Here is a 3,807-nt window from a genome sequence, read left to right as displayed (position 1 = left end):
CAGCAATGCCGATCGAGCTGCAGCCCTTGCTCCTTGGCTGAAGGAGTACAACACTCGACGACGCCACACCGCGCTCAACGGCCTGCCGCCGATCAGCCGCCTGTCACCAACGTCATGACCGAGTACAGCTAGCGCCGACGACACCTGGCCGCGTCCTGTCGGCGACAGGACGCAGAGAAAGGGGCCCGTCGTGTGACGGGCCCCTTCCGTGTCAGCGTGGCAGGGTCAGAACGCGCTGGTCCCGCTCGGCGTGCCGAGACCGGTGGGGCCGTCCCAGCCGGTGCCGGACGTGCACCACACCGCCGGGGTGCAGGTCCCGTTCGTGCCGGAGGTGACGTCGTTCAGGCCGGACGTGTGAGCCCAGGTGTAGGACGCCGGGTAGCCGGCCGTGTTGCCCGAAAGGGCGTAGACGCTACCGATGATGGGCGACGAGGCGCTGGTGCCGCCGTAGACCTGCCAGCCCTTGCGGCCCTGGTAGGAGGTCGAGTCGTACACGGCCACACCGGTGTTGGGGTCGGCGACCGCGGAGACGTCCGCGTTGGCCTTGCCCGAGCACTGCGTGGCGGACGTCTGCCACGACGGCTTCGCGTTCAGTGTCGAGCAGCCGCTCCCGGCACCGCTCCACGCCTTCTCCGTCCAGCCGCGGGTCGTGCCGGAGGCGCGAGTGAGGCTCGTGCCGCCGACGGCGACGACGCTGTCGAAGGAGGCCGGCGACTCGATGCCGTAGCCGTTGTCACCGGTGGAGGCCGTGATGGCGATACCGGGGTGGTTGTAGGCCGAGGTCCCCGCCGAGTCCGAACCGCCGTAGCTGTTGCTGATCGCTGAAACACCCTGCGTCGCCGCGTAGTTCACGGCGGTGCCGAGGTTGGCGAACGAGGCGGAGCTCGCCTCGACGAGCAGGATCTTGCAGTCGGGGCACGACGCCGAGACCATGTCGAGGTCGAGGCTGATCTCGGTGGCCCACCCGGCGTCGGTCCGCGGGAGGCTCGTGCCACCCGTCTGGTTGACCTTGCGGAAGCAGCCGTTGGCCGTGGTGCAGGCAGGCAGGTTGTACTGCGAGCGGTAGGTGGCCAGGTCCGCCTCGGCAGTGGGGTCGTCGTAGGCGTCGACGATGGCGACCGTGCGGCCGCCGCTGGACAGACCCGCCAGGCCGTAGGCCGACTGGATGTCGGCGGGGCCGTAGCCGCTCGGGGTCGCAGTGACCTGAGGCTTGCCGGAGGCGTCGACGACGACCATGGCGTGGCAGCCGGCCGTCCCGGGCACGGGACGCGCACAGACGTGCTCTGCGCGGTGGGTGGCACCGGCCGACGACGGCTGGGCCATCGCGGACGTGGCGCCGACCGCGAGCAGCAGCGCGCCGGTGACGGCAGCGAGAGAGAGGGCCGAGCGTTTCACAGATCCTCCAGAGTGGGGTGGTGACGCTCGGCGCAGCGTCGAATGGTGGTCACGGCGCGCTCGTCGAGGCCTCCCAACCTGACTGGAGCCGTGACCGGGACATTACGCGCACCTTGGTAAAGCGTTGGCCACCCGTAGGAATGGCTTCTCCCGTGTCATGGCATGCGAAAGGTTGGACGCCGACCCGGGTCGGTACGGCGCGGACTCCCTTGACAAGGCTGGCCGCCCGCGAGGAACGTGCTCACGCATGAGGCGACTGATCCCCGCGGCCGCGCTTGGCGCCGCCCTCGCATTCACCCTGTCGGTCGCCACGGCGATGGTCAACGGCACGCCCGACTCCTCGCGCCCCGAGACAGGCGCGCTCTACCTCAGCGACACGGTCGACGGCCCGAAGCAGTTCGCCTGCAGCGGCGCCCTCATCGACCACACGGCATTCCTCACCGCCGGCCACTGCTTCGCGGACTACTTCCGCTCCAACGGTCACCTGCCCGTCGCGTGGGCGACCTTCGACCAGAAGCCGACCGCCGCGAGCACGTACTACGGTGGGACCATCGCGATCGACCCGGCCTTCGTGCCGAAGCTGACGTCGCGACAGAACGTCTACGCGAACGACACCAACGACATCGCCGTCGTGCACCTGTCGAGCGACCCCGGCATCACCCCGGCGACGCTGCCCACGGCATACGAGCTCGACGGCGTCCCGAGCGACCAGCGCTTCGACGTGCTCGGCTACGGCTCCACGGTCACCTTCGGCGGGGGCGCGCACACCTACCCGTCCACCGGCGAGAGGCAGTCCGCGCTGCTCGGGCTCGACAGCGTCACGCCCGGCTGGGTCCACGAGGACCAGAACTGGACGGCCGGCTGGGGCGGCGCCTGCGGCGGGGACTCCGGCGGCCCCAACTACCTGCACGGCACCCACGTCATCGCCGCCACCACGATCACGGGCGACATGGTCTGCCGCTCGACCAACGTCGCCCTCCGCCTGGACACCGCGTCCGCGCGGGAGTTCCTCGCCACGCAGGTGAGCTACGCCCTGCCCTGAGCCCGCCTGGCTGTCGGGCCTCGGCGACGACGAGCAGCACGCCGCCGCGGTGCAGGTGACGGTCAGCGATCGGACAGCTCAGCCGCCGTACGGCGTGCCCCCGACGGGAGGGTGGACGCCACCGAAGCGGCGCTGGTCCCCGACGCCGTAGTCGCTCGCCTTCTCGGACACACCGTCGGCGCCGCCCAGGCGTGAGCTGTCGCTCTCCTCGATGGGCCTCATGTCATGACGGCGCTTGTTGCGGCGGTCCGAGAGCCATGCCGCCAGCAGCACCAAGGCGAAGAGTCCGCCTGCGATCAACCAGAACATCTGCAACCCCTATCGACGCGTGGAACGCCCTGTTCTCATCTCGAGTGTCGCAGGCGCCGCACCAGCGCGGGCCCGGAGAGGGGCCCCGATGCATTCGCCCGAAATCTCCCATTCCCGTCCCAAGCCACGAAGCCGTCCGTAGCCTCGAGGGTTCACACAGGGGAATCCAGGGAAAAGGGTTATGAACACACGCAATCGCATCACACTCACGGTCGCCGCCGGCCTCTTCGCACTCACCGCGTGCAGCCAGGCGACACCCACCGCCGAGAACGTGCAGGTCCGTCTCGTCGACGCCCAGCAGACCACCACCGCCACCGAGACCGCCACGCCGACGACCTCGCCGACCCCGACGGTCGACACCGCCGCCGAGCAGGCTGCTGCAGCCGCGGACGCCGCAAAGGCAGAGGCCGACGCGAAGGCCGAGGCGGACGCCGCCGCCAAGGCTGCCGCAGCCAAGGCCGCCGCTGAGGCCAAGGCGCGGGCCGTCGCCGCCGCCAAGGCCAAGGCGACTGCTGAGGCCAAGGCGAAGGCCGACGCGAAGGCAAAGGCCGCGGCCAAGGCCAGGGCTGCCGCGAAGGCCAAGGCGGACGCCGCCGCCCGCCAGGCCGCTGCGGCAGCGCAGCTCGCCGACGTCTACTACGCCAACTGCTCCGCCGTGCGCGCCGCCGGCGCGGACCCGATCTACGCGGGCGAGCCCGGCTACTCCCGCAAGCTCGACCGCGACGGCGACGGCATCGCCTGCGAGTGATGCTCGCGCCACACTGAGCCAGCAAGCGCCTCGACACCCGATGGTCGAGGCGCTTGCTCGTGCCCTGGCCGTGTCATCGCGATGACGTATGCCGTCGAGCGCCCCTTGGGCGCCCCGGGGCGACAGCGGTGGGAGCCTCGGCAAACGCGGCAAGCCTCGAGCTGACCGAGGCCTTGGCCGGCGCCCCTAGGTGTACCCGGCCATCAGGTTGGTTGCAGCCGGCTGATCGGCGGGTGACCTTTCAGGGCGCTGTGGCGGCGTTCAGTGTTGTAGTGCTCGAGCCATGGCGCAAGGGCGGCGACGCGGTCGGCGT

At 70.6% G+C, this 3,807-nt stretch carries 6 protein-coding genes; 3 read left to right on the top strand and 3 right to left on the bottom strand.

What is annotated here, in order from left to right; all coding sequences use genetic code 11:
• Nucleotides 1–118, top strand: a 118-nt coding sequence (locus ABD297_RS23480) for an integrase core domain-containing protein (RefSeq protein WP_344254950.1), incomplete at its 5' end; no start/stop codon positions are given.
• Nucleotides 119–225: 107 nt separating this feature from the next.
• Here ABD297_RS23480 and ABD297_RS23475 read toward each other — a convergent pair.
• A complete protein-coding gene (locus ABD297_RS23475) occupies nucleotides 226–1,395 on the bottom strand; it encodes a S53 family peptidase (RefSeq protein WP_344257571.1) in 1,170 nt (389 codons plus the stop codon).
• A 247-nt stretch (nucleotides 1,396–1,642) separates the two neighbouring features.
• On the opposite strand from ABD297_RS23475, the gene ABD297_RS23470 reads away from it, so the two are divergent.
• Entirely contained in the window at nucleotides 1,643–2,437 is a 795-nt protein-coding gene (locus tag ABD297_RS23470) for a trypsin-like serine protease (RefSeq protein WP_344257569.1), read from the top strand.
• A gap of 78 nt (nucleotides 2,438–2,515) precedes the next feature.
• Here ABD297_RS23470 and ABD297_RS23465 read toward each other — a convergent pair whose 3' ends face one another.
• Complete coding sequence (locus tag ABD297_RS23465) at nucleotides 2,516–2,746, bottom strand: hypothetical protein (protein ID WP_344257567.1); 231 nt, start codon at nucleotides 2,744–2,746, stop codon at nucleotides 2,516–2,518.
• A gap of 181 nt (nucleotides 2,747–2,927) precedes the next feature.
• On the opposite strand from ABD297_RS23465, the gene ABD297_RS23460 reads away from it, so the two are divergent.
• Nucleotides 2,928–3,494: an excalibur calcium-binding domain-containing protein gene (locus ABD297_RS23460; RefSeq protein WP_344257565.1), complete on the top strand. Its 567-nt coding sequence runs from the start codon at nucleotides 2,928–2,930 to the stop codon at nucleotides 3,492–3,494.
• A gap of 203 nt (nucleotides 3,495–3,697) precedes the next feature.
• Here ABD297_RS23460 and ABD297_RS23455 read toward each other — a convergent pair.
• Nucleotides 3,698–3,807: integrase core domain-containing protein (locus tag ABD297_RS23455; RefSeq protein ID WP_344257540.1), on the bottom strand; the 110-nt coding region annotated here is incomplete at its 5' end.

This window comes from Terrabacter carboxydivorans (genome assembly GCF_039532035.1).
GTDB lineage: Bacteria > Actinomycetota > Actinomycetes > Actinomycetales > Dermatophilaceae > Terrabacter > Terrabacter carboxydivorans.
The sequence above is the reverse complement of the archived record's forward strand: the minus strand, read 5'-3'. Positions and strand labels throughout refer to the sequence as shown.

What these genes read in the sequence shown, in the direction of transcription:
- ABD297_RS23470 (WP_344257569.1), top strand. Translation starts at nt 1,643, where the DNA reads ATGAGGCGACTGATCCCCGCGGCCGCGCTTGGCGCCGCCCTCGCATTC.
- ABD297_RS23465 (WP_344257567.1), bottom strand. Translation starts at nt 2,746, where the DNA reads ATGTTCTGGTTGATCGCAGGCGGACTCTTCGCCTTGGTGCTGCTGGCG.
- ABD297_RS23460 (WP_344257565.1), top strand. Translation starts at nt 2,928, where the DNA reads ATGAACACACGCAATCGCATCACACTCACGGTCGCCGCCGGCCTCTTC.